Genomic DNA, 26,842 nt, shown 5'->3' with positions numbered 1-26,842 from the left:
AATGAATCTAAATTATTGATAGTTTATTCGAGCAATCTTTTTAATCTTAACTGTGTTGAAAATACTCGCCATAGCTAAGGCTATGACTGTGTTTTTCGCCTTGTTAATATCAAAAATCTTTTACTGCAAATTCTATAAATAATTTTGCCCCATTACTTACTTGATTGAAAACGTAAAAAGCACTGATATTCGTTCTATCCAAATATTCACTTATTAATACGTAAATCAAAGTACAAAGGTAAAAATATAGACTTATTTTTTAATTTGATAAGGCTCAAATAGCATAAAAAAAGCCTCAACCTCCCCTCAAAGGAAGTTGAGACTTAACAAAGTAGTTCGTTAGAAAAAGTAAACTTAGTGCTCACTTTCTACCAGCTACTCAATTATTATTTTAGGGATTGCCTAGACCAGTCCTTGATCTAACATAGCATCTGCTACCTTTACAAACCCTGCAATATTTGCTCCTTTTACATAATTCACAGTATCTCCTTCTGTTCCATAAGCCACACATTGCTCATGAATAGATTTCATAATATTGTGCAATCTTTGATCTACTTCCTCACGAGACCAAGACATACGCAAAGAATTTTGAGACATTTCCAAACCAGAAGTAGCTACGCCACCAGCATTTGAAGCCTTACCTGGAGCATACAAAATTTTTGCCTCCAAAAACACCTCAACAGCTTCTGCTGTAGAAGGCATATTGGCTCCTTCTGCCACACAAATACAACCGTTTTCTACCAATAGTTTAGCTTCAGCCTCATTCAACTCGTTTTGAGTAGCACAAGGCAAGGCAATCGCTACTTTTTCAGCCCAAGGGCGTTTTCCTTCATGGTAAGTTGCATTAGGATAAGCCTCTACATACTCTTTGATACGTCCACGGCGATTGTTTTTCAAATCCATGATCCATGCTAGTTTGTCTGCATCGATTCCATCTTGGTCATAAATATAACCTTTAGAATCACTCAAGGTAACCACCTTAGCACCAAACTCTGTTGCTTTTTCGCAAGCATATTGTGCTACGTTACCAGAACCAGAAATAGCTACGGTTTTGCCTTCAAAAGAATCGTTCTTAGTAGCCAACATTTCTTGTGCAAAATAAACCGTTCCGTAACCCGTTGCTTCAGGACGAATCAACGACCCTCCCCAATTGGTTCCTTTACCAGTCAATACACCAGTAAATTCATTTCTCAATCGTTTGTATTGCCCAAACATATAACCAATTTCTCTGCCACCAACACCAATATCCCCAGCAGGGACATCTGTATTTGCTCCAATATGACGTTGTAATTCTGTCATAAAAGATTGGCAAAACTTCATTACTTCGTTATCTGACTTCCCTTTAGGATCAAAATCAGAACCTCCTTTTCCGCCCCCCATAGGTAGCGTTGTCAAAGAATTTTTGAACACCTGCTCAAAGCCCAAAAACTTAAGGATTGACAAATTCACAGAAGGGTGAAAACGCAAACCACCTTTGTACGGACCAATGGCAGAATTAAACTCTACTCGGTAACCTCTATTTACTTGAACATTTCCTGCATCATCCAACCAAGGCACTCTGAACATCAATACACGTTCAGGTTCTACCATACGTTGCAGAATTTTAGCATCCGCATACTTAGGATTTTCGATAACAAATGGGATAACAGTCTCTGCAACTTCCGTTACGGCTTGCAAAAATTCTGTTTCATGTTCATTTTTAGCCTTTACACTATCAATAAAAGCATCAATCTCCTTTTGGTATTTATTTACCATTACTGGTGTTTCCATAGAGAACTCTAAAATTAATTAATGAAATAATTGGGATATGCCCTATTTTCGAGTTCAAATGTAGATAAGATTATTGGTTTATACTATCAATTATTTGTAAAATTAAATTTTGCGAGACCAATTAGATAAGTATTCAAACAAAATTTAGTACTTCCATTAACGTTCTGCCTCCATTAATTACATTGCATTAATCCCCTAGCACCTAATCCAACGCTTTTAATCGCTTTCCTTCCCAAATAAATTGTTTTTCAAGCTGATGTGTATAAACGACCTTTTTATTCAACTCAAAAGATCCTGCCTCCTCTTTGAGGATAATAATTTGTCCCTGCTTTTTATGCTCGGCTGGGTAGATATAAAATCGATTGGAAAAGGTTTCACTACTAAAGCCATTGCTCAACAAATTGATATAATGCAATTGTTGTCCATCCCAAAAAACGGTAACGGTTGCTGCCACGCCACCACAATAACCATCGCTAAAAGCAATTTCTAGAACATCCTGAATCATTTCAACACCTCTATTGCCATACGCTCTACCTTGGGTTTTAGTATATAATGTTCCCATTGCTTCAAAGCGTAGTACATCTTGTACTCGTCCATTTCGGCAAGCATAAAGACACAACTGAAGGCTTTCTTCGGTGTAATCGCCTCGATTGACCAAACGAATCTCATCGATTCCATACAAAAACAAAACATCTGGGTTTTCCTTAGCATAAAACGCCCCTACCGCAATATCTCCTCCCCAAATATAACCTTCTGCCCAAAGTCCATTGTTATCAAAAATGATACGATACCAATTGGTACGAAAACCATTTATCTTAAATAACTCATCCATTCGTTCTTCTACTCGAATAGGCGTACCACTCCTTAGACTTGCCAATTTTGTTGCCGTCACAAAAGGAGCCGCATGAATCGTTGAACCGTCTTTAAGAATATAAAAAGATTGCCCTTCTTCAAACGTTCGATACAAACTATTAAAGGTATAATCAACTTGAGCCGTTAGGATAATACTGTGAATGCTGATAAGGATAAAAAATACAATTCTCATTTTTAGCGTTTTGTTCGACTATAAAAATGCAAAAAAAGTACCAGTAAATTTCCTTTCTATACTTACCGATCTTCATGTTCTGGGCAATCCAACCGAACTTGATTGCTTTTTAATTGTTTATTTAATAACTTACAAAAATGTTCTTCTTCTATTTTTTTATAAAATTTGCAAGAAAAACAGTTCCTCTGTATGGTAAGAATATTTGAGCTATTGAGTTGATGAATAAGCTTGTTGAGCACTTCAAAACAGGAAGCTTGTTCTTTAGGTGAAAACTGATTGACAATGTCTTTAATGGGGTTGGCAAAACATTCTACTGATGCAACAAGCTGCTCCCCTTTTGCTGTCAGAACAATTGAATAAGCTCTCTTGTCTATTGTAGATTTTATTTTGTCAATTAATTCCTTTCTAGACAAAGCTTTGACAGCATCACTAATGGTTGCCTTCGTCATATTAAATTCATTTGCCAAAGTGCTGACATTGCAAAGGTTGTCTTTATGATATTTTACAAAAATTAGCAGTTGAATCTGAATAGGGCTTAAGCCTATTTTTTTTGCATGTTCCCATAACAAGACTCTATAAGCCTCTGAAATTCGCTCTAATCCCGCAACAATCTTGCTTGGTAAATCTTGGTTCTGAACTGTTAAATTAAAGACCGTCTTATCCATTATTTCATTCCATTTTGCATTTTTTTGAAGGTATTTATGCTTCTTTGTTCCAAAGTTAGTAATCCTAATTATACAAAAAAAAAATTAGCTTTTCAATTTGAAACTCGCACTCCTCTAACTTTTTGGTAATAGGATGAAATAGACTCAATCTTGACTTTCAGTATTTCTTTGATTACACAATCATAGAATGAGTAAGTACGTGACATCAATTATACGTACTCACTCATCGTTATTTAATTTAAGATTAGTTTTTTTGTTCCTTTTAAATCTCCACTTACTGAGTCTATGATATTTATAGTATAAACACCACTTGAACCGATATTTGAAACAGGAATAGATAGCGTTGGTTGAGCAATCGTGGTTTGGTAAACGATACTGCCATTCATATTGCTAATCTGAATAGCATAGCTACCTAAATTAAAACCTGCGCTCATCTCCAGTTGGACATTCGTAGAGGCTGGGTTTGGATATATGCTTATCCTCTCTGGGGAGATTAAGCCTAAGCCTGTAGCACCAGAAACATCTATAAACAAAGTATCACAACTATGATTTCCCACAGAATAAGGCAGTGATAAATTTCCAGAAGCAACTGAAAATATAGTATAAACACCTAACATAGGCAAAATAGTACTGGAAGTATTAACATACATTAGAGCTGTAACTCCGTCATAATTAAATGCAACCTTATTGTTAATTCTAGACAGAGGAACCGTACAAGATATTTTATTCCCCTTTGTTATTACTGAGAATCCAGGGCTATCCATATACATTGGCATTCCTGGGTTAGTAGGAGGCAGTATAGTTGTTCCTGAGGTAGCTTTAACAGCCAAACCACCCGATACCGTAGTATCGCTCACCAATAAAACCCAATGGGCATGCCATTCAACCCCATCATTTGCATAGTCACCATCCAAGTTTTCATCCCAAAGAGGAGTATCATCAAAATCAGGATGAGAGGTTAATGCTAAAGCAACAATTCCTGAAGTAGAATCAAACCCTACATCAAGAGCATCTAATGTTGTTGGAAATACATAACCTAATACGGGGGCTCCATCCAAACTCCCTATAGGGGTTGGAGTTGAATCCCCTGCCAAACCTGCTACTTCTATTGTGAAAATTAATTGATTCAATTCGTTATTCTTTTTAACATAAACATCTGTAATTGAGAAATCTTGCGCCTTAACTACAAGTTGAATAAATAGTATAATGAATAAAATTGCTACTTGTTTTTTCATTTTTATTTAGATTTTCATTTTTAAATTAGGAGTCCTAACTATATAGGGCAAAAAAATAGCTAGAACTCCCTTGTTTGTTTATCCCTTCACCTCTCCTATTGATGCACCAAAATTGATATGCAAAACGCTCCCATTTGGAGTAACCAAAGCTGGGACTGATTCAACACCTGCTTTTTCTGCTGCTGCTATCTCTGTTTTGTTCGTTCCTAAATGAACAATCTCTAAATTAGATTCACCAATTAAGCTAATGATTTCATGTTCTGCACTTACACATACTGGACATCCAGCATGATAAAAAATTGACTTTGCCATTTTTAATGTTTTTTTATGTTTAGCAAGATTGCTAACACAAATATAGTAAGGATTCCTAACTATTTTAATAATTCGAATAATTTTATCTTAAAAAAGTCCATTTTATCCTTTTTAGCTACTCCTACTCTACCAAATGATGGGCTAAATCACTAGAAAAATTCCCCTCTACAATTGCAGGTATATCCTTTAATGCTCTAGCTTTGTCTTCTTCTGTCAATTGATTGACTAGAATGGCAACTTTTCTTCCTGTATCTAAATGCAGCAAAATACGCTTATTCTTAGGCGTTTCTACCTTTACAACTTGCTCTAAATTGATCTGTTGCGCCTTATTTTTGACCCAAGTAAATCGAACAACTGCTTGAGTGCCCTCGATTTCTATATAAGGGCTACTCCTCCACTTGTATTGAAAAAAGAAAATGATTGTTGTACCCAATAATACAATCGCAATAGGACTAGCAACTAAAACATTCAAGACCGTTGCAATCGTCAAGATTGCTAGACCAACCATTGACAAGATTTTATAATAAGATTTGAAATGGTATTTTAGGCGCATCGTTTTAGTTATTTTTTATGGTTTGATCTATTGTTTTTATTAATTGATGAATATCTTGTTCTGTATTAAATACATTGACAGATACTCTAAAGTATTGATCTCTGACCGAAATAAAGACCTTATTTTTTGCTAAATTCTGCTGCAATAATTCCAGATTGATTTGTTTTGGCAATCGCAAGGCAAAGAGATGATTCGAAAAATAAGCCGCAGGCTCACTAAAACCATTAAGTCCTTCCAAGTACTGCATTAAGGGTTGTATCAACTGTTGACAATAATTCTGAATATTAGATGGTCCCCATTGATTGATCTGTTGCAGCCCCTCTTTGAGAATTGGCATTAAAATAAAATTACTTGTTTGCCCAACATTGTAACGCCCTGCATCTGGCTCGTATTCTGACTCATATTGTGTCAAATTACTAAAAGTTTTTGCATTGGTTCTATTCATCCACGATTCTTCAATTGGGTCTCCATTTTTAAATTTGTCCCCCATATAAAGCAAACTCAACGAATAAGATCCAAACAGCCACTTGTATCCTGCACAAACCAATGCATCAATCTGATATTCCTCAACATTCATAGGCAAGGCGCCAACAGATTGGCTGCCGTCTACTATAAATACAGCCCCCACCAAAGCACATCTTTCGCCAATTGCCTTCAAATCAAACTTCAAACCTGTCATCCAATGAATGGCAGAAAGCAAAACAACAGAAGTGTTTTCATTAATTGCTTCTAATATCTTTGTGTTCCAATCCTCCCCCAAAAAAGTCAAGTTCCAATCGGGTTCTACAACTGTTAGCGCATTGCTATTGGTTTCACACCAACGCTTTAAGGCAAAATAACCGCTGGGAAATTCCTCTTTCATAATAATAGCATTGCCTCCTTTTTTGGCAATTACATTATTCAAGACAGAGCTAAACCCATAAGAACTAGCTGGAATTAGGGCTACAGATGAAGCCGCACAATTAATAATACGCCCAAAAGCAATTCGGACATTCTCAACTTCACTAAAAAAATCTACTGGTGCAATGTCCATTGGATTTCTCCCCCTAATTAGTGCCTTGATAGAAGCCTCCTCTGCGGATTTTAATAAGGGAGACTTAGAAGCACAGTTTAGGTAATGGGCATCTGGTTTTAGATTAAAAAGGTGTTTTTGGCAATTCATAGTTTTTAGCTTTATTCTTTAAGTTAATACTCCGCTGATTAGTTAGTGCGCTTTGCTTATGAGCCAGCATAGCTAGGTTCGGGTTTATAGCGGAGTAATGTTAGGTACAAAATCCCCCATATAAGAACGGTTATCCCCATGATGAACCCCCTGATAATTGGGGTTTTTGATGTATTGCTTGAGTGCAAAAGCATTGGAATGAAAAGCTAGTTCTTCCCAAGGAATTTCATCTAAATCAAACAAACGAACATCTGAAGTTTCATCTCCCGCAGCAAAAACAGGTTCTACTAACTCTGCAACAAATAAAAAATAGACTTGGTTGACATGCATAAGATTATAAATCGTGTGCAATTGTTTAATTTTGACCCTTGCCTGAACCTCTTCCCAAACCTCTCTTGCTGCTCCTTCTTTAACGGTCTCGTTATTTTCCATAAAACCTGCGGGTAAATTCCATTTGCCTTTGCGGGGTTCTATGTCTCGTTTGCCCAACAGTATTTTTCCTTCATAAAAAGCTAAACAGCCACAAATAATTTTAGGGTTTTGATAATGGATTACCCCACAGTTATCACAGACATAACGCTGCTGATAATCTCCTACTGGCTGTTTATAGGTTAGTGGTGCATGCCCACAATTGCTACAAAAATTCATAATATATTGGTTCATTAATGATCTGAATTAATGAATATAAGAATAATAAACAATATGCTCTGATCCAGCGTCAATTTTAAGCCAGTATTATTTATTTTTTTAACGACTATGTTTATTTTTTTAGACTAGTCTAAAAAAATTTTTAAATACAACCTTTTTAATATAACTTTGTACTACTAATAATTTTATTAGGCTTACTTGAATATTATTAACCGTAATGAAAATTAGTCTACAACTCCTTTTATTTTTATTGATAGCCTCAGGGCTAGAAGCTCAAAATGGCATCCTAAAAGGTAGAATTGTTAATTCAGATGAAGAAGCTGTTGTCGCCGCCAATATTATTTTGATGCAAGACAGTATAGTGACCAACTTAGGAGCAACTACAGATTTGGATGGGTCCTTTGAACTATCCAACGTTCCTCAAGGAAATTATATTTTGCAAACCTCTTATATTGGCTTTGCCACTTATAGTACTCCCATTGAGTTAAATGAAAATCTACTTGATTTGGGGTTAATTCGCCTTACGCCCACCTCTGGCACGCTCGAAGAAGTAGTGATTACCCACAAGGGAGCCAATATTTTTAATCCTACTAAAATTGCACCGACTGTTACCACCAAATATGTTGTAGACCCTAGTGCCTTAGAAAAAATTACTGCTCCAACCAATCTAATCGAAGCCGTCTCCTTAGTTAGCGGTGTTCAAGAAGAAGTAGCTTGTGGTGTTTGTTTTACCAATACAATTAGTATTAATGGTCTGCCTGGGCAATATACCGCCGTCTTAATTGATGGAACCCCTATGTATGGGAATCTAGCTTCTATTTATGCCCTAAATGGGTTGCCTACGACAATGATTGAACGTATAGAAATCAACAAGGGTCCCAGTTCGACTGTTTTTGGCTCAGAGGCAGTTGCTGGCGCAATCAATGTAATCACAAAAGATCCAGGACAAGAACCCCTTATTTCATTGGACGTTATGGGTACTTCTCATTTAGAATCCTTCAACAATCTTTCTATTGCAGGTAGCTTAGGAAAATTTAATGGTATGATAGGGCTTAGTCATGCTTATGTTGGCACCAACCACGATGATAATGGCGATGGTTTTGGGGACTTAATCAACGTTGATCGGGTCTCTGTCTTTGCCAAGTTAAATATGAAACGCCCCAAAAATCGTCGATTTTCACTCTTTGCCCGTTATTATTATGAAGATCGCAGAAATGGTGTAGAAGAATATGTCAAAGGTAGAAATTATTTTAATTTGAGAGGAGATAATGCCATTTATGGAGAAAGTATCTTTACGCAAAGATGGGAGTTTTTAGGAACTTATGATTTGCCTACAACCGAATATTTTAAGCTGGATTATTCCTTTTCTGGGCATTACCAAGATAGTTATTATGGCGATGCCTACTACACGGCCAATCAATATGTTGGCTATACCAATTTTAACTGGAACAAATACATCAAAGGACATGGGATTACCGCAGGACTAACCCTTCGTTATCAATATTACGACGACAACACCATTGCTACGGTAGATAGCGTAACTGGCAATGCGCCAAACCATCAATTTATTCCTGGTGTTTTTGTGCAGGATGCTTGGGATATTTCCCAAAAGGTGTCTTTATTATATGGTTGTCGCTTGGATTATTTTAAGAATCACAGTTTGATCCCTGCTCCACGTTTTAATGTCAAATACCAACCTAATATCTGGACGACCTTTCGACTAAATTTTGGGACAGGTTTCCGTATTGTCAATCTATTTACAGAAGATCATGCCTTTATTACAGGCAACCGCCAAGTAGAGATTACCGAAACGTTGAATCCTGAAAGTTCCTACAATGGTTCTCTAAATTTTAATTATGTATTTACAATGGGGCCCAGCCAAGGAACAATCAATATAGATGGCTTTTATACCTACTTTACCAATGCTATTTTCCCCGACTATAGCATTCCCAACAAAATTGTCTATAAAAACCTAAATGGTTATGCTCAAACAAGGGGCTTTAGTGCCAATTACAGCCAGCAATTTAGCTTTCCATTAGCCATTAGTTTGTCGTATAACATGCAATGGGCAGATCAAACGGATATAGACGAGCAAGGAAATAAAACAACAACAGCACTAGAATATGCTCCGCTTTATAGTGGTTCTTTAGTCATTAATTATACGGTAAAAGCTTGGAAATTAAACATTGCTTATACGGGTAAATTAACAGGAACAATGCAACTTCCAGAAGTATTCGACCTAGATGCCAATGGTAATCCAATTGGCACTGCAAGACCAACAAGTTCCAAACCTTTTTCTATTCACAACCTTCAAGTGACTAAGGAGTTCCCTAAATTGAACTTAAGCATTTATCTAGGAGTACAAAACCTATTTGATTATCGTCAAAAAATCTCTCCTTTGGTTGGGTACAATGACCCCAATTCCAATGTTGGCTTTAGCGAATATTTTGATACCGCTTATGCTTATTCTCCTATTCATGGTCGAGAATTTTATTTAGGCTTGCGTTGGAAGTGGAAGCCTAAGAAAAGAGTTTTTTAAACATCTTCATTGTATAAATCACATATTTTAAGTATTTTAGGCGGTATTTCCTTATTAAAAAACCAATTATACAACAATGAACACATTCAGAAAAGTACTATTGCTAACTTGCCTATTTGCCCTTCCTCTTCTCGTGCAGTGCCAAATCAAAAACACACTTACCATTTATTCGGAAATAGAAGAACCTTTTATTTTAACGGTCAATGGAGAGCAAATGTCTGAGGATTATGTTAAGCGTTTGGAGTTTGAAACCTATAATAATTACATGCATGTTACGATAAAATTTCAAAACCCTGAACTGCCTGACATGGTTAATAAATATATTCATATTGCCTCTGAAGGCAAGCCAGCAGCTACTGTTTATAAAATTTACAAAAAAGAAAAGAAGAAAAAAGGCAAAATGGTAACGCTCTATAAACTGGGTTATATCTCAAGTGCTACTAAAACGATCCCAGCCCAAACGGTTATCAACAATACTCAAAAAGAAAGTAACGGTATCACCATCAAAAAAGGCAATACAAAAGTTACGATTGGGCACTAAGATTGGATGATTTGAAAATGAGACAATATATCTCATTTTCAAATCATTTTTTTTGATTCCTTAGTCCTCTTTATCAGGAAAATCTTCATTTAGATTCGTCCAATTATCCTGTTTCTCCTCTTTAGAATCAGGGATAGAAGTTGTTAGATTTTGATCTTCCAAAGCAACAACTGTAGTACTGGCATCGCCAATTAACCCCGCTTGCTCCATAAAATAATTCAAAAAATACAAGCTTATGGCAGCCAAACCAGCAAGTGCCGCTCCTGTTCCGTATTCTTGCAAAACAAATTTTCCTGTTAAAAATAAAATGCTATAGGTCATCACAATAGCCGCAAGCCAACAAGCTGCTAAATATTTTAGATTGGTCGCAAAAGAAGAAGAGGTGATTTTATAATTGCCATCTGCAACAGCATGTACCTTTTTCCAGAATGGTGCTAAGGTGCTGTCTGGTTCTGGCTTTGTCAAAAAAGTAACGATTAACCATATACAAGTTGTAAATAGAGTTGTCAAGATCAAAGCAATTGGAAAATCAACTTTCGTTTGGTATTTGGCTTCATAACCCCAAATCAATGCGGTAAAGATAAAAGGAGCTATTGTTGCCGAAATTTCACTCCAAGCATTAATTCTCCACCAATACCAGCGCAAAATTAACACCAAACCTAAACCTGCTCCTGCCTGCATAATAAAGCCCCAAGCTCCTGATATGGTATCGATATAATTACTAATAACCAAGCCCAAAACCATTAAGCCAACCGTGCTAACTCTAGAAGCCAAAATATAGTGTTTAGCGTCTTTATCCGTTTTTATAAATCGCTTGTACACATCATTGACCAAATAGCCTGCTCCCCAATTAAGTTGTGTAGAAATAGTACTCATATAAGCCGCCAAAAAAGCCACTAACAACAAGCCTTTCCATCCCGCAGGCAAATAATCACGCATCGCATATACATAGCCTAATTTTTCATCTCCTACTGCCAAATCAGGATACAATACAACTGCTGCCAAGCCTACTACAATCCAAGCCCAAGGGCGAATACAATAATGGGCAATCTGAAAAAATAAGGTAGCGTAAACAGCATCCTTATCCGAACGAGTACTCATCATTCGCTGTGCCACATAACCACCACCTCCTGGTTCCGCTCCAGGGTACCAACAAGCCCACCACTGAAATCCTGCATAGGCAAAGAATCCAACGACCGTCAAACCTAGTGTTGTGCCTGCACTTTCACTAGAACCAATAGAAGGTAAAAAGTTTAGTATATTAGGGTTGTGACTGGTTAATTGCTCTTTTAGCCCTGCCATTCCACCAATTTCTGGCGCACAAAGTACAAAATAAGCTAAAGCAATACACCCAACCATTGCAACCACAAATTGAATCGCATCGGTTACAGCCACTCCTATTAAGCCAGAGAAAGAGGCATAAGTTGCAGCTAAAACCATAGCTCCAGCAGTGTACAACAAGGCCATTTCATTGCTTAGTCCAAAAAATACAACCAACAAGGACTGTAGTGCTACATTGACCCATGCAATTATAATAGCATTCATAAATACCCCTAAATACACAGCCTTAAAACCACGCAAAAATTGAGCAGGCTTACCTGCATAGCGCAATTCAATCAATTCCACTTCTGTTAGAACCCCTGATCGTTGCCATAATCTAGCAAAAAAGAACGTTGTCAACATTCCCCCTGCCAAGAAATTCCACCACAGCCAATTTCCTGCAATTCCATCTTTGCTAACTATTTCGGTTACGGCGAGTGGCGTATCGGCAGCAAAGGTAGTTGCCACCATAGATATTCCAGCCAACAACCAATGCATGTTTCGTCCTCCCAAAAAAAAGCTTTCCATATCCTTAGATGCTTGTCTAGTATAGGATATTCCAACGCCTAAAATAACAACCAAAAATCCTATTATTATTCCCCAGTCGAGTGTAGTTAGCTCCATATTCTTAAAAAAATGTTAATTTTTGCTAGATTTACTTTACCTTATTAGTATATTATGACACTTGTCTACCAATCCAATTCGATTAAATTCCTAGACTTGTTTTGCTGTTTTTTTATCCAAAAATGAATTTTAAAGTAGTATTACCTCTAAATTAAATAGCACTTCTATCAAACAAGTAAGACATCCGAGCAGCAAGGTAGAACTTTTTTTGTAAAAAGACTTTATTTTTCTCACTCAACAAATTGTTTCTAAGACCTCTAATTTAAACAGATAAACAACTATGCGTACTCTATTTATTTTTGTATTTCTCTTAATTGCTACCCATTCTTTTGGGCAAATACTGACACAGAATGCCAATAAAATGTCTCCTAAGGAAGATTATAAGAATGTAAAAGTAATTCCAATCCATAGCGATGATAACACCTCTGTCTTTATGATTTTTGTCAAACAAGCCGTTCGAAAGCATGTTCATCAGTATCATACAGAAGTTGTTACTGTATTGGAAGGTAGTGGTAAAATGTATTTGGGAGGCGATTATTTTGAAGTCAAAAAAGGAGACCATATCGTGATTCCTCCCAACACGGCTCATGCTGTTATTACAACTAGCGCAAAGCCACTCAAAGTGCTTTCTGTCCAATCTCCCCAATTTGTAGGGCAGGATCGTATTTTTATTGAAGAAGAAACACCTGAAACTACTGATGAAAAGACCGACAAAAAAGACAAGAATACCAAACCCAAAAAGAAGGACAATGATATTCCTGAATTTGAAGGAGAATTTGACTAAATCTATGGTGCAATAACGATGCGCTTACAATAGCGTTGTTTACCACAAATCAAGTGAATAAAATAAGTACCTTTGGGCAAATGATCGACAGATAAACGGACAACCTGTTCGCCTGATATGGCTTTAGAAATAGTTTTTCGTTGAACACATTTGCCCAAAGCATTGAATAATTTCACCTTGACAGTTGCTTCTTTGTTGAGTTTAACTTGCAAATTCAATTGCTCACTAGCAGGATTAGGATAGGCTACCATTTCGTTTATGCTATGTTGGTCAGTGTATAATGGATGCCCTAATAAGAGATTACCAAAATCTAAGATTCCTAATTGTGCTCCTCCAAGTAGACTGGTTTCATTGCTAAAATATAGCCGACTGCTATCTATAAAATCTAAGGCTTCTTTTTGCGAAAAACTATTTAGTGAGATGGTTTGCGCTGTGCCATCAAAAAATCGACTTCCTGTAAATCCAGAAAAAAGCCACACTTGATTAGAGCCCAAGAGTGCCAATTTTTCATTATCAGCAGATATACTGGCTCCTGTTACTTCAAAAATATAGCTAATTTGTCCTGTTTGAAAGCTGTCCAACAATACCGCCGAATGGGTTCCTGTATCTGCTGAAATTTGATAGAGCCAAGTATAACCCAAATGGGGTGTCGTCCTATCCTTGGTAAAAAAATACAGCGAATCTTGAAAATAAATCATCGCCTCCGTATCGTATTTTTTTTGGTCATCACTAGGCGGATAGGCCGTTTGTTCTGGATAGGAATAATGAATCGTTTCTGCTGTAACAGTAGTACCAACAATCGAATCGGGGTGAGGGATTTTATACACTTTTAGATCCTGCCTTGCATTGGCATTGTTTCCAAAATCTCCAATATATACATTTCCGTGGTTATCATAAGTAATATCTTCCCAATCAACATTGGTTGCATTTGTCACAACAATAGTTTTGAGTATTGTACCAAACGTATCAATCCTATAAAGTTTGGCAGAATCTCCCCCATCATTATGAAGCCATATTGCATTTTCATTGCTAATCAACATACCCGAATTTTCAGATAAAGCGGAGGGCAAATTAGTAATCATTCGCACCGTTTGACTGCATGCCACCAAACTAAAACTAAACACTAAGAGGATAGAATAAATAATTTTCATGAAAGGTCTGTTTATTAAATTACAATCTGAGAATTGTATAAGATTGTCAACTACAAAAATCGGTTCTGTCTAAATTTAAAATCCATTTCTTGAGACATCCGTAAAGAATACTAAAGTACGTTTTTTTTCAACATATAACTTTTTAAATCTTTTTTTCTTTTTAAATATTCTATTTCTTACCTTAGTTATTCAAGATAATTTAGAACTTCCTTGCATCCTTAGGTTCTAAATAATGCGACAACCTCATTTCAAAATGGTTGTACTTATTGTTTAATGTGGTAAAACCCATTCAAAAAAAAAATACAATGAAATTACTTGTTCAAATCTTAGCTTTAGTTATTGTAAGCACTCAAATGGTGTTGGCTGCACCTATCGAAAAGGGACTTGCCAGTTATTACGATGATAGTTTTCACGGTCGTAAAACGGCTAGTGGAGAAAAATATGATAAAAACAAATTAACAGCAGCGCATAAGACGCTTCCTTTTGGTACCAAAATAAGAATCAAAAATCCTGCTAATGGCAAGTTTGTAGAGGTTGTTGTGAATGATAGAGGACCATATATTAAAGGTCGAATTATTGAAGTATCTAAAAAAGCAGCTCAACAAATCGATTTGGTAAAAGTTAATGTTGCTCCTGTAGAAATTACTGTTATTAGTGGCCCTGATAGCAAAGTTGCAGCGAGTTCTACCCAACCCAAAACAGCGGCTACTCCTAAAGTTGCAGCAACAACAAAAACAGCAGCTAAACCTAAAACGGTAACTAAAACAGCACCTAAAACCAAAAAAGTAGAGAAGAAAAAAGACAATCTAATTGTTGAAGCCAAGGAAATGGAAACTGGTGGCTTATACAAAATGCAGGTATTAAAACTACAACCTAAAGGGTTTGGTGTTCAAGTAGCAGGGTATAGCGATTATGAATCTGTTGTTCAACAATTGGCGGTGTTCCAAAAAAACTGGTTCAAAGGAGCAACCGTTTTTGTAGATGAGCTCAACGGAAAACCTTATTATAAGATTATTTTAGGGCCTATGAATACTAGAGAAGAAGCCGTTAGTTACTGTGCAAGTCTCAAACAAAAATACCAGCTAAAAGATGCTTTCGTAGTTGATATAGAAGCATTGTCGGCTAAAAAATAAGTCTTTTAAAGGCAGTTTTATTAAGGTTCTCTAGTCAACGAAGTATTGATTAGAGAACCTTAATTATTTATTCATTTAAGAATTCACTTAGTAATTTTCCGACTAATTCAGGTTCGTCCTCTTGCAAAAAATGCCCACAGTTTGGAATGGCAGTAATAACAGTTTGAGGCAAATCTTTTTTTACCCGTTCCATGGTCTCTTTTACTTTGGGCAAAATTTTATCATTGACACCATAAATAGCCCGAACAGGTATCTTAAATAAGGGCAATTTTTCTTCTATTTCTTTAAACCCTTTTAGGCTTAAATTAGACGCTGTTTTGAGCAAAGCTTTTCTTGCTTTTTTCTCTATAAAAGGTGCTTTATAATTTGCTATAATATCCTCGTTTAGCTTTTGTTTGTGTTCCATTCCAAATCGAATAGCAGCCGCAATACCACTAGGAGAACTTAACCAGTTCTTTACCCCAGGAAGTTTGATAGCAATTCCAAAAAGAATAACTCCCCACGAAAACTTAGCATAAACCAATGTATTTAACAGGGCTAACCTTTTGACCAATTTGGGATGCTGAACCGCCCACAACAAACCAACAGGTCCCCCTAAATCGTGTACAACTAGATTTACCTCATTGATATCCAATTGATATAAAAATTCGGATAAAATTCGTGCATAGTATTTAAAGCTATAAGAAGCAGTCAATGGCTTTTCAGACCAACCATACCCTGGCAAATCCAATGCAATTACTCGATGTGAATCGGCAATTGGTAACATTACATTTCGCCATAAATGAGAGGAAGTAGGAAAGCCATGTAACATCAATACGACCTCTCCTTTTCCTGCTTCCAAATAATGCAATTTTATATTATCTATAATAATGTAGTTGCTGTTCATTGTTTCGGGATTGACAAATAATTCTGACATTTTTTATTAAGTTTTAGGTTCTTTGATAACCCATAGGCTCACGTAGTAACCACGCAGTAGCAGCGAAGCTAATGGTGTGGAATCGTAAACTACCTTGCCTGCTTATTACTACTTCTGTTGTAAGTTATAGGTCGTAAGTCGTATGCTTAGTTCCTGTAAATACAGGACATACGACTTACGACCTATAGCTTTCTTCTAAACCACGTAGTAGCAGCGAAGCTAAAAGTAGTTAAAAGCTTACCCTTTTTTAGTGTTTACCACACGGGTTATCAAAGAACCAAGTTTTTTAAACTATCATTATAAAATCGCTCCCTTATAATCAATTGTTTTAAGCGGCACCTTTTGGTTCAAGGTATCTAACATAACCAAAGTAACCAAAATAGAAAAATCTCTAGCAGGGCAAGCATGCGCCCCTTTTGACCAACTCAACACCTTATCATAGTCTTCTTCAGAGCGATCCAACTGAATAGCATGTGGGCATTTAAAGACCTTTTCATCTTTATTAGAACAGACAAATGGATAGACAATTTCATCCCCTTCTGTTAGCTCTATCGTTCTACCAGCCACTACAACTTCCTCAGGAGATTCTATAATTCGGTGCGTAGTCGTCACTGTAGGATACAATCGAACCACCTCGATAATAAATTTTTTCTTTTCTTCTAAGGTTAAGCTGTCATAATCAATTTTGTGTTTTTTAAGGTCGCCAATACAACGAGTAAACAAGGTTCCTATACTAAACATAGCAGCAAATAAAGTAGCATCAATCACAGTAGAAGAAACCCCTAACTTTTTTAGTGGGTAAAAAGCATCCTTTTTTATAAACTTCTCTGTCCCCAAAAGTCCTGTAATCAAGGTAAAATAGTTCTTAAACAACGATAATTGAACAAAGCGTTTCAGATAGGCAGCAGTAACCTGTTCTGAATCTAATTTGCTAATGGGTATCCCTTGGCACAATAAAATAACCATTCGAGTAGAAACACTCCGCATGGTCGTAATATTTTTAGGATCTTTGTCTTCCAACCACTCTTGTAAAGGTACAGCGCATGTTTCTTTAATTTTATCGTAAGTTAGATCATAAAAATCTGCTGTAAATATCGTCTCATCAATATGTTCTCTAGCCAGTCTTCTATAAGGCTCACCCAAAGAAATCAAAGGAGAATTCACGATAAAAACCTCATTGCCAGACACCACAGGAATTCCCATAAAGTGATTGGTACGCATAGAAGGTTGCTGTATTTCATGGAGCGTACTCTCAAAATCCGTTTTCATAATGCCATGCCCAAAAATAAAATTGCCCTTATATATTTTTTGATACACCTCCATGACTTCATTCTGCCCATGAATAAATGAAAAAATAAAATCTAGAAAAGTTGTAAATTGTATAATCAGGCGTTTCAGGAAGCCAAACCGAGTAGAATAAGCAAATAACTTTAAGGGTTTTAACAACCAAATAAAGCCCGTTGTTATAGCGATCAACACTTTCTTCATAATACGTTTGATTTAAATATTTATACAAGAGCGCATGGCACGAATATCATAGCCCAATTTTTGAAATTCTGTTCTATTTTTAACCAGATATTTGACCAACTCAGGATTAACATCATCATCTTCATTTCGCATGATATATCCATATTCAGTATAGTTCAAGATATAGGTAATAAATGGGTGCTCAATCGCTTCTTCAGGAGGCACAACGAGTGATTCATCGACCCGCATATTCGAAATATCATCGGTTATTCCTAGCGTAGCAAACTCAATTTCTCCTCCCATTTCATATTGCAAGTCATTGATCCAAGAATGCTTAAATGTAGCATGAAAAATAAGGTAGCAACAAAATTGAATGATGTTGTTGATGTCTTTTTTTTCTGGGCTATCCGTCACCGTAACGGGCGAAATTGCGGACTCTTTTCCATTGACATAAGGATGAATTTTATTGCTGGTATTAATTTCATTTTTGTCATAATAAAGTTGTTCTGACAAAGGGACATAAGGCAAAGAATGAAAAACTAGTTCTTCTGACATGGTTCTTATTTCTTTCCAGTACTGCTTTATTTGAGAAAGGTTGGCGTTAACATATTTACGAACATAACGATTAAGTGTCTTCCAGTACAATTGACCAATTTCGGCAAATGAATGCCCTTTGCAAAGCGGTTTTCGAGGTTTCCAACCATACCAATTGAGCGTACCAAAAGCAGTGCGGCTAATTTTTTTGACAGATTTTGGAGTCAATGCAGAACACTTTTGCACCAGACCGTCTGCCGACAGCAAAATCTCATTGGCAGCCATATTTACATCTGTTGTTCCATAAAAATGGGGCAGCAATAGCCTCGCAATAGGATTATTTAATAGATTTCTTCGAATAGGGATAATATATTGCTCAATATTCAAGTGCGTCTCTGAAAGGTGCGTTTCCACTTCTCCAAAAAGGAAATAATTACAACGGAATATTCTTTTGATTCTCCCCCACTCTGGGTCTTGAGGAGTATATAATTTAGGTTTTCGGTATTGTGCATGAGCGCTATTGTCCCCTCCTAAACGCTTTTGCAAAGCAATACTTTCTAGCTTTAGTTTGTTATTAATGAGTTTAAAATTAGCGGTCGTATTGGGAGCAAAATGCCTTGTATCTAGTTCTAAACCATCCCATTTAAAATCCACAAAATAAGTATTTTCTTTGGTCCCCTTTTTTAGATTACAAGGGTTAAAACCATTCAATACCATATCACTAAGAAAATCATCACTTCTAGATTTCTCCTTGATTTTCCTAGTCCTATTTAATTCATAATCATCCTCAATCTCTACATTACTAGGATGATGATTGCTAAATTTTGTAACTAAAGTATGTTTATTGTGTGCTATAAAATGCGTCAAGCCTACCTGAATTTGCTCGCTCGTCCTCCCTGGGCGTTGAGCTTGCGGTGTTTTTTTATCTACAATCGCTACTCTTGGCGTAAAACAAACATTGTTTAGCCCCTCTGTATCTTCATATTCCCAAAAAGCGACCTGAAGTGTGCCAAAATCAAATACCTTAGCCGTTATATTGTTTCCTGCATGAAAGTTTTTCACGACAAACCAATTGGAGACAGGTTGTCCCATTTTATCATAGGAATATTCACGATCTAAAAAACGCAAGACCAAATCGGGGATATCATTCCATTTGTTCCCTTTGTTAGGATCGTATTCCAATTCAAAATAACCTGCTTCGTCTGTTGTACCTGCTGTCAAAAAATCATTTTCAATAAGATCTAAATCCCAAAGTTGGAGTGAAGCATTAGCAATGGGTTTTATTTCATTATCTTTTCTTACAGTTGATACCAATCTTCCTTTTACTTTTCTCATGATGTATTGATTTTGTTTCAACAATCAATTCCACAAAACATAAATTCATCTAGTTATCAGTATATTGAATTGATACAATACACAAATGCCCACAAACATTGATTGGTGAGTAGCTCAAAGAATATTATATAATGGTATTGGATAAGTAAGTAGAGGGATCATGCGTCTTGCTTACTTATAATGTAAATGGACGGAATTAACATATCCTATATGTTTCCAACTGTTGCTGGGTTCGATGTTTTGTTAGAAAACCACTAAAAATAGGTCTGGTTGGTGTTTTTGGGGGTTGTTCAGAATCAAAACTACTTACTGCAAAATAGTTGAACCATCAAGTCCATTTACTTAACAAAAAGATGTTTGCACTTCTAAAGTAAGTACTTTATTGGAGAATGTCTAATATTAAAGCACAAATATTATATTTTAACCCCTGTGTATCAACCTAATAATTAAACCATAATGACACTTCCAAATATTAAACAGCATTTAAACACAAGAAAAAACCACAAAACAGAACGCTAGGTTACATGCTTAAGCTTTGGTTCAAAGAAGATCAAAAACCAAAAAGAAAAAATTTAGCAATTGGCTGTTCTTAGTCTATAGCTTTTTATTACTTTAGAGGGAATAAAAAAATTGTATTTCTATTTCAAACCACTTGTACCATGAAAAAGCGTTTATTATTATTGAGTTGTGTAGCCCTTTTCTTTTTTATAACAGGCTGTAAAAAAGCAAGACAAATTCATCTTCTTTCTGCCCATACATGGGTTGTCGCCGATCATTCTACAATGGGAACAATAGGCGATGAATACACTTTTCATGACAATCGGTTATTTTTTCAGACGACTGGAGCATTGACAATAGATGGGCAATGGGATACTTACCCTATAACCCACACACCAGGGAAAAATCGTTTAGATATCCAATCTGACTTAGGCCAGATGCAATACGATATTCTACTACTCACTGCAACTAAATTAGAACTATCCCAAGCTTGGAATGGCTCAATAAGTCCTCTTAAAATGATTCTAGTTCCTAAAAAATAATATTAGAGTGTATTTTTAGTTCACTCCTATATTAAATCGTAACGTAATATAAAAACTAAGACCATCTGCGGGCAAAATACCTGGCCCAGGATAACTAGTAGCACGGCGAGTAAAGTAAACTTCATCGGTCAAGTTGTTAATACCTGTTTGCAAAGTAAACCACTTCCATTGATAGCTAGCCGAAATATCCATTACCCCATAGCTCGGAATGATTCCAACAACAGCAGTAGGCACCAATTCAGCGTTGGTCGCATCCGAATAATGCTGAGAAGTAAAGGAGTATTGATAAGAAAGCTTTAGTGTTTTGTAAGCAAAACTCAATCCTGTACGCAAAATGATTGGTGCAACAAATTCCAGTTGTTTGCCCGCAGCAGAGCTATTGGCAGTTTGAGTGTATCGCCCGTCCAGCACAGAGAAATTGGTAAAAACAGTTAAGCTAAAGGGAGTGTTTTTGGTTTTACTGAATAGCTTCCAAAAATCAGCTTCTACAAAAATTTCTGCTCCTAATACTCGTGCATCTCCTACATTGGTACGCAACGTATAGGGTTCTATAATTAGTGGGTTGTCTTTATTGGGGCGCTCTAATTGAATGTTGCCAATTCGTCGTCTGTAATTTAAATAAAATAGAGTGGCATTAAAATTAAATAATCCTTTATAACTTCCTCTAAACCCTAAATCTGCATTAAAACCATACTCATCTTTCAAATTGGGATCTACCTCTTGATTAGGATTGGAAATTCGCATATCGTTAAAGTTAATCCCTCTATAATTTTGAGAAAAATTACCATAAATTTCTAAGTTTTTTTGCAATTTATAACTCAGCCCTATCCCTGCCAAAACAATGGCTCTTGAATTGGTTCTATATTCATCAATCGCTTCGTTTCGGATGGTATCCCAGCCCACACTACTAGGTACGACAATCAAATCCTGATAATAGCCCTCGGCTTCGGTCTGAATATATTCAAATCGTATACCTGGTGTTACGCTAAATTTATCGGTAATAGAAAAATAGTTTTCAGCAAAGGCTGCAAAATTAAAACTTGGAAAACGATAATTGGATTTTAGAATTCCCTTAGCAGCCTCAACAAAAGTAAAATCAGCTAGACTACCAGTAGTATCTCTATTGGAGTAACCTTGTTTTTGTTCTGTATATCCTTTATAAATTCTTACTCCTGCCACAAATGCAGAAGTACTTTTTAAGAATTTATAGCGGTGTACTAAACGTGTTTCATTCCCAAAATTCATATAACGTCCTTTGATTAGATCCCGTGCTTCTCCATAATCTGGACGATTGATGGCTTCTAGGTTGCCCAACGATTGACGATCTGCAAACAAAGCAAAGTTTCGAATATTGAGTTGTGTTAAAGGTGAAAATTTATAATCTATTGTTAAGGCGCTTAGATTCCAGTTGACTCGAAACCAATTTCGTTCCCTTTTGGATTGGCGAGCATTTTGGGAAAATTCTGCATCTGTCAAACCTCCAGGCTGATGTGCCAAATATTGCATAACAGTTTGTTCCGCTCTAATCGTCCATTTGGAGGTAGGTCTATATTCTATTTGGGCATATCCATTGTGCACTTCAAAGTTAGCATTAGGACGCCAACCATCGCCACGTTTGTATTGATAGAACGCATAATAATTAAACTTTTTATTGGCGACAGTTCCCCCTATACTATTAAAGGTATTAAAAAAATTAAAGCCACCGTAGGTGTTTTCTGTAACAAATTCAAACTTTTTGTCTTCTGCTCCTTGCTTCATTACAAAATTAAGCATCCCTCCAAATTGTGTCCCAAACTGCAAAGAAGCAGCACCTCTTAGGACTTCTATACGTTGCAAAGACTGAGCAGGTGGCGTATAGTAGGTTTCAGGATAGCCCAAAGCATCTGCACTAATATCATAACCATTTTGGCGAGTATTAAAGTTAGAGGTTCTATTTGGATTTAGACCACGCCCTCCAATATTCAGTTGAATTCCAGAATTGTCATTCTCCCAAACATTTAATCCAGGAACTGTTTTAAATAATTCCCTTGCATTATTATTGGCTTGGTTTGCCAAACATTTTTTTAGGTCAATAACATTGATTGTTTTTGCACTCAAGAGTGTCACGCCGCTAATCGCAGGATTTAGATGGTATTCACCGCCATCAACAATTACATTTTTTTCAAACACAACAGACAATGAATCCAAGCCAACATCAACGACAACATCCTCATTGGCAAGCTCTACAGTAATGCTCTTTTGTTGGAAACCTACTGCATCTATAGTAAGTACATAAGTTCCTTTTTTTATATCTTTAAATATATACTGCCCCTTAGCATTGGTAGTAGTTGTAGCATTGGTCGGTGCTAAAATAATAAAGACGTCAGCCAAAGGTTTTTGTTCGCTATTCGTCAACTTTCCTCCTATTGTATATTGGCTATACCCAATGTTAGCATAGCAAAAAAACAAAAATATATATGCCCCTAGTAATCGCATTAACAAATTTAATTTTTAATTTGTCTAAATAAAGATACTGCAAATGTACTAAATATTTTCTCAAGATTAAGAAATACCTTAAAATAGTTGTCTGAGTAATCACGCTATGAACTTGGCAATATGACATTAATTAATTCAACATGTATAAGTCTCGGCTATTTTTGAATTTAAAATCTTACACTCCTTTAGTTTTTAAGTCACTTATTTAAAAAAAATAGATACAATTCTAAATTATCTGTTAAAGAACTCTTAAAAGAAGAAGCAAAACAATAAATTTGTAATCTAGGAAAAAGTTTATACCTTTAGTCAGCCTTAACAGAAAGGCAATTAGAAGGATCAAAAAAAAATCACTTTTGCTTTTTTTTGAAAAAAATAAAGAAATCCAATTTTACAAATACTATTTAATTGTTTTCTAACGTTTAGGTAGTATAATTTTATCCCCATCCCGATAACGGGAAGCTATTTTACTTAACATTATACCAAGATTATAAGATGCAAAAAACATTTATTTTATGGTGTTTAGTTATGCTTGGAACAACAGCTGGTTTCTCCCAAAACGGCTATAGACCAGCATACCCTTTAGAAATTGGAGTGCAAGCAGGAACCTCCCAATTTTTGGGTGATTTAGGTGGCCAACCAGGTGTTGGTAAAGGTTTCATCATTGATACTGATATTCAATCTGTCAGACCTACCTTTGGGATTTTTGGACGATATAATATAGGTGGTCATTTTGCTGCACGAGTTGATCTTAGTTATTTGCAGTTCCATGGCGATGATAAACTTTCGGGAGTTGGTTTTTCAGCTACTAGTTCAAGAGATAATGTTGATGATGCTTGGTTTCGATATTATCGTAATTTGAATTTTAGAACGCATGTATTTGAAGCAAGTATAGCGGCTGAAATCATTCCTTATAATTTTGAATTGGGTGGAGGATACAAAAACTATAGTGTATTGTCTCCCTATGGATTCATTGGTGTAGGTATTTTTGCCTTTAATCCTGAAGGACTTTACAACGGCAACTGGATAGAACTAAAACCATTGAGCACAGAAGGTCAAGGTTTGGTTGATGGTCGTGCTCCTTATGATTTGGTACAGCTCAATATCCCAATGGGATTTGGTGTTAAATGGTCTTATAACGATACTTGGGCCTTAGCTTTAGAAGTTAATCATAGAATGACATTTACGGATTATATCGACGATGTTTCTGGTGATTATGTTTCGGACGAGAGCGTGTTTGATGCCAATATGGATCCAACAACTGCTAGTCTAGCCAAAGCAATGGCTCGTCGTTCTACTGAATTAGATCCAGGAAATATCAATGGTATTGTTACTGCTCCTGGCGAACAGAGAGGAGATCCAAAAGATAACGATGCTTACTATACGGTAACGATCCGTTTTAGCTTTTATTTAGATACAGACAATATGGGAAGTGGCAAACGTTATGGTTGCCCTGTTTGGTAATCAATGCCCATCAATAAAAAGAAGTTTTGCTTCTTATATAAAAAAGGAATTGACTGTTGTCAATTCCTTTTTTAGTACCTTGCCTTCTCCTCTTTGCTGTAGCAAGGAAAATTACCTTCTATTAGCACAACCCAATAACAATCCTTTAACCATATTGGTATACTAGAAATGGTATTTTAATCGTTTAAATTAAGTCTCTAAGGGGCATAAGAAAAGCGATTCGGAGAGGCAATACCGAATCGCTTTCTATATAACAATATAATTTTTATATTGTTAATAACCCTTTTAACTAACCTAATAAAAACTTACTTTTTTAACAGCTACAACCGTGCCAATTAGGCTAAAAAAAAATTATATGCAAAAATCCATCATTAATTTAGTTGTTTTTTTCGTTTTTACAATTTTACTGCTTACTTCCTGTAAATCTAGCAGTTCTGCACCAAATCGTTCGACTAGCAAAGTATCGGCAGAAATGACATTGCGCAAAAGCTTAGTCAAAGACGCTGAAAAATACAAGGGCATAAAATATAAATATGCAGGTAAAGATCCTAAAGGATTTGACTGCTCTGGTTTTACTTATTATGTTTGTTCTAAACATCAAATCAAACTATCAGGCAGTTCTTCTAGTCAATCCAAACAAGGAGTAGAAATCCCGATCAGCAAAGCTCAGATGGGAGATTTAGTATTTTTTGGTCGGCATGGTCGTAATGGAAAAATTCAGCATGTGGGATTGGTTTACAAAAATGATTCTAATGGTCTGTATATGATACATAGTAGTAGCAAACGAGGTATTGTCATAGACAATGTAACAACTTCTAAATACTGGAAACCAAAATTGCTTTTTGCACGGAGAATCATTGATCTAAAGAATAAATCATAGGTGGTTTTCTTTTGTTTTGCCCAAAACAGGTCTTAAAGGGAATATAAAGCGGTGAAATACAATCCTTACTGTTTTTTTTCATTTTTAATTTGTATTTTGGATGTTCTATCCATATCAATCCTCTTTGTAATCTATTATACTTAAGCCGCTTATTCTTTTATGTTATTTGATTTCTTTTTCTACGGTCTTTTAATTTTTAGTACCTTTATCAGTTATAATCTGATCCCATTTACAACTCCATCTAATAAATTACTAAAGGGGATAAAGGTTTTATTTGTCATCTTTTGTGGTAGCTTGTGGCTCTGGCAATTGCTATTGTGGGTTCTCCCTAAAGGATCGAAAATAGAAGAAGCAATACATCTTCCTCGACACTTATGGATGTTAGATCATGCAGCGTTCAAAGATGGAGAACAAAAGCAAAAAGTAGCTTATGGGACACAGCAACGGCAATATTATCAATATTACCCAGCTCCTAGTAGTAGTAACCAAAAAAATACGGTCATATTTTATATCCATGGAGGGGGCTGGTGTCTTGGAAGTCCTAACCAACATAAGCATCTTGCTCATTTGCTACAAAAAGAAGGCTATACCCTCATCTTCCCTGCTTATCGGCTTACCCCTGAATTTAATTATTTTGACCTACAAGAAGATATTAATGCAGCATTAACGCATAGTTTAGAATTTTTAAAAACACAGGGTATCCACCATCCACAATTAATTATTGGAGGCACTTCTGCTGGTGCTAATTTAGGTTGCCTACTGGCTTACGATGAAAATCGCTGGGAAAAAATGAATTTAGATCGTTCCATTCTGCAAGGTGTTTTTAGTATTGTAGGTGCCTTAGATATTGCTAAAATGGAACAAACCTCTACCCTTTTAAATTATACAGGGCAGCCCGAAAGCGCCACCTACCAACTAGCCAATCCAGTAACTTGGATTAATCAGAAAGATAGTTTTAATTTTTTATGCCTACATGGAAAAAAAGATGGTTTAGTGGATTATGCAGCAGCCGTTTCTTTTTGTGATAAATTGAATAGAGTAGCACCTAATCGCATAGATTTTCAAAGTTTTGAACAAGCAACCCATATTGATTTAGGAGCAGCTTGGTATTACGATCCAGCCATGAATTATGGGCAAGACAGCATCTTAATCAATTGGTTAAATAAAATTTCTACACCAAGGAGAACAACCATAAATTTGTTTTAGGCAATTTTTTGCATTATCTTTATCTTTATGAGGGTCAAGCAACATA

At 36.0% G+C, this 26,842-nt stretch carries 22 protein-coding genes; 8 read left to right on the top strand and 14 right to left on the bottom strand.

Annotation, left to right across the window (positions count from 1 at the left end; translation table 11 throughout):
• Nucleotides 1–402: 402 nt before the first annotated feature.
• The 8 genes from gdhA to AsAng_RS28265 form a co-directional block, all read right to left on the bottom strand.
• Nucleotides 403–1,770 carry an NADP-specific glutamate dehydrogenase gene (gdhA, locus tag AsAng_RS28300; RefSeq protein ID WP_264790518.1) on the bottom strand — a complete coding sequence of 456 codons (1,368 nt, stop codon included), beginning with the start codon at nucleotides 1,768–1,770 and terminating at the stop codon, nucleotides 403–405.
• Between the two features lie 202 nt (nucleotides 1,771–1,972).
• A complete protein-coding gene (locus AsAng_RS28295; RefSeq protein WP_264790517.1) occupies nucleotides 1,973–2,815 on the bottom strand; it encodes a hypothetical protein in 843 nt (280 codons plus the stop codon).
• Between the two features lie 62 nt (nucleotides 2,816–2,877).
• Nucleotides 2,878–3,480, bottom strand: a complete 603-nt coding sequence (locus AsAng_RS28290) for a MarR family winged helix-turn-helix transcriptional regulator (RefSeq protein WP_264790516.1) — start codon at nucleotides 3,478–3,480, stop codon at nucleotides 2,878–2,880.
• Nucleotides 3,481–3,713: 233 nt separating this feature from the next.
• Nucleotides 3,714–4,715 (bottom strand): T9SS type A sorting domain-containing protein, encoded by a 1,002-nt coding sequence (locus AsAng_RS28285; protein WP_264790515.1) that lies wholly within the window; start codon nucleotides 4,713–4,715, stop codon nucleotides 3,714–3,716.
• Between the two features lie 78 nt (nucleotides 4,716–4,793).
• Nucleotides 4,794–5,027 carry a thioredoxin family protein gene (locus AsAng_RS28280; protein WP_264790514.1) on the bottom strand — a complete coding sequence of 78 codons (234 nt, stop codon included), beginning with the start codon at nucleotides 5,025–5,027 and terminating at the stop codon, nucleotides 4,794–4,796.
• 121 nt (nucleotides 5,028–5,148) lie between these two features.
• Nucleotides 5,149–5,580: a hypothetical protein gene (locus AsAng_RS28275; protein ID WP_264790513.1), complete on the bottom strand. Its 432-nt coding sequence runs from the start codon at nucleotides 5,578–5,580 to the stop codon at nucleotides 5,149–5,151.
• A 4-nt stretch (nucleotides 5,581–5,584) separates the two neighbouring features.
• Nucleotides 5,585–6,742: an aminotransferase class V-fold PLP-dependent enzyme gene (locus AsAng_RS28270; RefSeq protein ID WP_264790512.1), complete on the bottom strand. Its 1,158-nt coding sequence runs from the start codon at nucleotides 6,740–6,742 to the stop codon at nucleotides 5,585–5,587.
• Nucleotides 6,743–6,826: 84 nt separating this feature from the next.
• Nucleotides 6,827–7,390: an NUDIX hydrolase gene (locus AsAng_RS28265; protein ID WP_407655353.1), complete on the bottom strand. Its 564-nt coding sequence runs from the start codon at nucleotides 7,388–7,390 to the stop codon at nucleotides 6,827–6,829.
• Nucleotides 7,391–7,607: 217 nt separating this feature from the next.
• Between AsAng_RS28265 and AsAng_RS28260 the strand changes: the two genes are divergently transcribed.
• Both AsAng_RS28260 and AsAng_RS28255 read left to right on the top strand, forming a co-directional pair.
• The gene (locus AsAng_RS28260) at nucleotides 7,608–9,929 is read left to right on the top strand and encodes a TonB-dependent receptor (RefSeq protein ID WP_264790510.1); all 2,322 of its coding nucleotides are present in this window, start codon (nucleotides 7,608–7,610) and stop codon (nucleotides 9,927–9,929) included.
• 76 nt (nucleotides 9,930–10,005) lie between these two features.
• The gene (locus tag AsAng_RS28255; RefSeq protein ID WP_264790509.1) at nucleotides 10,006–10,470 is read left to right on the top strand and encodes a hypothetical protein; all 465 of its coding nucleotides are present in this window, start codon (nucleotides 10,006–10,008) and stop codon (nucleotides 10,468–10,470) included.
• A 60-nt stretch (nucleotides 10,471–10,530) separates the two neighbouring features.
• Here AsAng_RS28255 and AsAng_RS28250 read toward each other — a convergent pair whose 3' ends face one another.
• A complete protein-coding gene (locus AsAng_RS28250) occupies nucleotides 10,531–12,414 on the bottom strand; it encodes a sodium:solute symporter family protein (RefSeq protein WP_264790508.1) in 1,884 nt (627 codons plus the stop codon).
• A 280-nt stretch (nucleotides 12,415–12,694) separates the two neighbouring features.
• Here AsAng_RS28250 and AsAng_RS28245 point away from each other — a divergent pair, with 280 nt between their 5' ends.
• Nucleotides 12,695–13,198, top strand: coding sequence for a cupin domain-containing protein (locus AsAng_RS28245; protein ID WP_264790507.1), 504 nt, complete (start codon nucleotides 12,695–12,697; stop codon nucleotides 13,196–13,198).
• A 2-nt stretch (nucleotides 13,199–13,200) separates the two neighbouring features.
• Here AsAng_RS28245 and AsAng_RS28240 read toward each other — a convergent pair whose 3' ends face one another.
• Entirely contained in the window at nucleotides 13,201–14,349 is a 1,149-nt protein-coding gene (locus AsAng_RS28240) for a T9SS type A sorting domain-containing protein (RefSeq protein ID WP_264790506.1), read from the bottom strand.
• A gap of 305 nt (nucleotides 14,350–14,654) precedes the next feature.
• Between AsAng_RS28240 and AsAng_RS28235 the strand changes: the two genes are divergently transcribed.
• Nucleotides 14,655–15,482, top strand: coding sequence for a septal ring lytic transglycosylase RlpA family protein (locus AsAng_RS28235; protein WP_264790505.1), 828 nt, complete (start codon nucleotides 14,655–14,657; stop codon nucleotides 15,480–15,482).
• 67 nt (nucleotides 15,483–15,549) lie between these two features.
• On the opposite strand, the gene AsAng_RS28230 is transcribed toward AsAng_RS28235, so the two are convergent.
• The 3 genes from AsAng_RS28230 to AsAng_RS28220 form a co-directional block, all read right to left on the bottom strand.
• Nucleotides 15,550–16,398, bottom strand: a complete 849-nt coding sequence (locus AsAng_RS28230) for an alpha/beta fold hydrolase (RefSeq protein WP_264790504.1) — start codon at nucleotides 16,396–16,398, stop codon at nucleotides 15,550–15,552.
• 297 nt (nucleotides 16,399–16,695) lie between these two features.
• The gene (locus AsAng_RS28225) at nucleotides 16,696–17,886 is read right to left on the bottom strand and encodes a cytochrome P450 (RefSeq protein WP_264790503.1); all 1,191 of its coding nucleotides are present in this window, start codon (nucleotides 17,884–17,886) and stop codon (nucleotides 16,696–16,698) included.
• Between the two features lie 12 nt (nucleotides 17,887–17,898).
• The gene (locus tag AsAng_RS28220; RefSeq protein WP_264790502.1) at nucleotides 17,899–19,734 is read right to left on the bottom strand and encodes a lipoxygenase family protein; all 1,836 of its coding nucleotides are present in this window, start codon (nucleotides 19,732–19,734) and stop codon (nucleotides 17,899–17,901) included.
• A 659-nt stretch (nucleotides 19,735–20,393) separates the two neighbouring features.
• On the opposite strand from AsAng_RS28220, the gene AsAng_RS28215 reads away from it, so the two are divergent.
• Nucleotides 20,394–20,774, top strand: a complete 381-nt coding sequence (locus tag AsAng_RS28215; RefSeq protein ID WP_264790501.1) for a hypothetical protein — start codon at nucleotides 20,394–20,396, stop codon at nucleotides 20,772–20,774.
• A gap of 15 nt (nucleotides 20,775–20,789) precedes the next feature.
• Here the strand turns inward: AsAng_RS28215 and AsAng_RS28210 are convergent, their stop codons facing one another.
• The gene (locus AsAng_RS28210) at nucleotides 20,790–23,249 is read right to left on the bottom strand and encodes a TonB-dependent receptor domain-containing protein (protein WP_264790500.1); all 2,460 of its coding nucleotides are present in this window, start codon (nucleotides 23,247–23,249) and stop codon (nucleotides 20,790–20,792) included.
• A gap of 492 nt (nucleotides 23,250–23,741) precedes the next feature.
• Here AsAng_RS28210 and AsAng_RS28205 point away from each other — a divergent pair, with 492 nt between their 5' ends.
• The 3 genes from AsAng_RS28205 to AsAng_RS28195 all read left to right on the top strand — a co-directional run bounded on the left by AsAng_RS28205 (nucleotide 23,742) and on the right by AsAng_RS28195 (nucleotide 26,796).
• Entirely contained in the window at nucleotides 23,742–24,710 is a 969-nt protein-coding gene (locus AsAng_RS28205) for a DUF6089 family protein (RefSeq protein ID WP_264790499.1), read from the top strand.
• Between the two features lie 355 nt (nucleotides 24,711–25,065).
• A complete protein-coding gene (locus AsAng_RS28200) occupies nucleotides 25,066–25,590 on the top strand; it encodes a C40 family peptidase (protein ID WP_264790498.1) in 525 nt (174 codons plus the stop codon).
• Between the two features lie 159 nt (nucleotides 25,591–25,749).
• Nucleotides 25,750–26,796: an alpha/beta hydrolase gene (locus AsAng_RS28195; RefSeq protein WP_264790497.1), complete on the top strand. Its 1,047-nt coding sequence runs from the start codon at nucleotides 25,750–25,752 to the stop codon at nucleotides 26,794–26,796.
• The last annotated feature ends 46 nt before the right edge of the window (nucleotides 26,797–26,842 follow it).

It is taken from the genome of Aureispira anguillae (assembly GCF_026000115.1).
GTDB lineage: Bacteria > Bacteroidota > Bacteroidia > Chitinophagales > Saprospiraceae > Aureispira > Aureispira anguillae.
This window is presented reverse-complemented; position numbering and strand designations above follow the sequence as displayed.